This window comes from Lawsonibacter sp. (assembly GCF_022777125.1).
Lineage (GTDB): Bacteria > Bacillota > Clostridia > Oscillospirales > Oscillospiraceae > Lawsonibacter_A > Lawsonibacter_A hominis.
Window position 1 is genome coordinate 1 of sequence record NZ_JALFGV010000001.1, and the last position, 2,571, is coordinate 2,571.

The 2,571-nt window shown below is 64.4% G+C and carries 5 protein-coding genes; 2 read left to right on the forward strand and 3 right to left on the reverse strand.

The window, feature by feature from the left end; genetic code table 11:
• Positions 1 to 219: 219 nt before the first annotated feature.
• From MR825_RS00005 to MR825_RS00015, 3 genes are all read right to left on the reverse strand, one after another.
• Positions 220 to 591 (reverse strand): hypothetical protein, encoded by a 372-nt coding sequence (locus MR825_RS00005; protein WP_256175002.1) that lies wholly within the window; start codon positions 589 to 591, stop codon positions 220 to 222.
• Positions 592 to 783, reverse strand: coding sequence for a hypothetical protein (locus MR825_RS00010; RefSeq protein ID WP_186907082.1), 192 nt, complete (start codon positions 781 to 783; stop codon positions 592 to 594).
• Between the two features lie 167 nt (positions 784 to 950).
• Entirely contained in the window at positions 951 to 1,121 is a 171-nt protein-coding gene (locus tag MR825_RS00015; RefSeq protein WP_186907081.1) for a DUF362 domain-containing protein, read from the reverse strand.
• Between the two features lie 129 nt (positions 1,122 to 1,250).
• On the opposite strand from MR825_RS00015, the gene MR825_RS00020 reads away from it, so the two are divergent.
• Positions 1,251 to 1,433, forward strand: coding sequence for a hypothetical protein (locus MR825_RS00020; RefSeq protein ID WP_186907080.1), 183 nt, complete (start codon positions 1,251 to 1,253; stop codon positions 1,431 to 1,433).
• 4 nt (positions 1,434 to 1,437) lie between these two features.
• The coding region (locus tag MR825_RS00025; protein WP_287877848.1) for a Clp protease N-terminal domain-containing protein at positions 1,438 to 2,571 on the forward strand (1,134 nt) is incomplete at its 3' end.

Genomic DNA, 2,571 nt, shown 5'->3' on the forward strand with positions numbered 1-2,571 from the left:
TTCCGACGCACCTGTCGCCGAAAATGACGGAGCTTCCTTTCCTTCCGTCGTCTGCGGACGACTCAACTCTGCGAGGCCCTTCTCCAGGAGGGTTTTTCGACAGTCTGAGCCATACCGGACGCCAGCGCCGGTGCGGCTTTCCGATGGACTTAAAAACAAGAATCCGTCGGACGGGATCTTACGCCTGTCCGGCTGTCTGAGCGGGACCGCGGATGGATTTCACGAAAAATCCGCCTCGATTTGCGCACAAAGGGCATAAAACTGTTCCTGGAGACGAAGCAGGTCTTCCCCCCCGGCCCCTTCCACATGGACGCCGGCGGCGACACTGACGGGCTCCCCCGTCCCCACGCAAAGACGGCGGGCCAACTCCTGAGCAAACTGATCGTCCTTATGCCCCAGCCGGTTGAGCATACTCAGCGTACAGGACCGCCCCGCCCCGGTCAGGCTGGCCCGCGGTTCGGCCAGGACGCTACAGCCCACATGGGGCGTTTCGCCTCCGCCCAGGTACACGGCGATCCCTCCGCCGGTATGCACGGCCCAAGCCTCCAGCGCCCAGCGGCCCTCGCCGCTGCGCCAATGCTTCGTCTCCATTTATCCGTACAGCGCGGTCAGGCGGCTGATGATCAGCCCCAGGCCCGCGATCAAAAGAGCGGCGCCGCCCAACTTGGTGGTATAGCTGGACCGCATCCGGGGGAACGCCTTTTTCAGGTGCTCCAGCGGGATCAGCACGAACACCAGCCCCATTACCACAAACAGGACCCCGATGGAAATCTCTGCCGACATACGCTCACCGCCACTTTCCGAGAAATTGCGCGGCGCGTACCGCGCGGACAGAACATAACAGGGCTATTGCCCGGCCTCTATTGTACCAGCTCTCCCCCTGCTTTGCAACCGGAAAAACAGCGGCGCGCCGTACGGCGCGCCGCTGTTTTTTTACCTTAAGTACCCGCTCAACCCTGAGAGATCGCGCCGGTGGGGCAGGTATCGGCGCAGGTGCCGCAATCGATGCAGGTACCGGCGTCGATCTCGTAGTGCTCATCGCCCTGGGAGATAGCGGACACGGGGCAGGCGCCCTCGCAAGCGCCGCAGCTCACGCAGTCACTGCTGATAACATAGGCCATGGGGATACACCTCCTACATAAAACTAAAGCCATTTTACCACAACTTTTTGAAATTGCAATGCTAATTTGCAGTCAGGCCGGGTATATTTTCATACAGCGGGAAAAAATAGGGGACAAGGAGGCTGCGGAATGGAACGTAAGCAGGACCGCTTCCGAATGGAGGCCGCCGGAAGCCTGACCCCGGCATTGGAGGGCGCGCCGCACAGTGCCGAGCACCTCCGCAACACGAAAGAGAAGGGGCGTGGGAGCGCAGATGAAGCCCGTCAAACGAAAGCACAGGTTCCTGTTTTGGCTGAGAAAGAGGCGAGGTGATCCCTTGAACGAGACCAGATTTACCGAACGGGCCCAGACGGCGCTCCGTCTGGCCCAGGAGTGTTCGGCCGAACTGGGCCACGGCTATGTGGGCAGCGAGCATCTGCTGCTGGGCCTGTCCCGGGAGGGGCGGGGCGTGGCGGCCCGGGTGCTCCAGAGCGCAGGACTGGAGCCGGAGACGCTGCGCGCCGCCATCGCGCGCACGGTGGGCGTGGGCGCGCCTGGGGCGCTGCCCTCGCAGGGACTCACGCCCCGGTGCAAAAAAATCATTGAAATCTCTCTGGCGGAGGCAGCCCGCCTGGGCCATCACTATGTAGGCACGGAGCACCTGCTGCTTGGTATCCTCCGGGAAGGGGACGGCGTGGCGGTGCGGGTACTGAGCGGAGCCGGGCTGGAGCCCCGCCGGCTTTTGGGCGATGTGACCGCGGCCATGGGCGGCGAGGCGCCGCCCCCGTACCGCAGCGGCGGAAAGCCCCGCTCGGAACGGGATTACGCCGGGGAAAGCAAGCTGCTGGAGCAGTTCTGCCGGGACCTGACCCGCATGGCCGCCAGCGCGCTGCTGGACCCGGTGGTCGGGCGGGACAAGGAGATCGACCGGGTCATCCAGATCCTCTCCCGCCGGCAGAAGAACAACCCCGCCCTGATCGGAGAGCCCGGCGTGGGCAAGACCGCCGTGGCGGAGGGGCTGGCCCGGCGGCTGGTCGCCGGAGAGGTCCCGGACGAGCTGCGCCGGAAGCGGCTTTTGTCCCTGGACCTGTCCGCCATGGTGGCAGGCACCAAATACCGGGGCGAATTTGAGGAGCGGGTGAAGAACATTCTGACCGAGGTGCGCCGTCTGGGGGATATCATCCTGTTCATCGACGAGCTGCACACCATCGTGGGCGCGGGGTCCGCCGAGGGCGCCATTGACGCGGCCAACATCATCAAACCGGCCCTGGGCCGGGGCGAGATCCAGGTGGTGGGCGCCACCACCACCGACGAGTACCGCCGGTATATCGAAAAGGACGCCGCCCTGGAGCGGCGCTTCCAGCCCGTGACCATCCAGGAGCCCGATCCGGACACCACACGCGCCATTCTCCACGGTCTGCGGGACCGGTACGAAGCCCACCATAAGCTGACCATCACCAATGAGGCGATC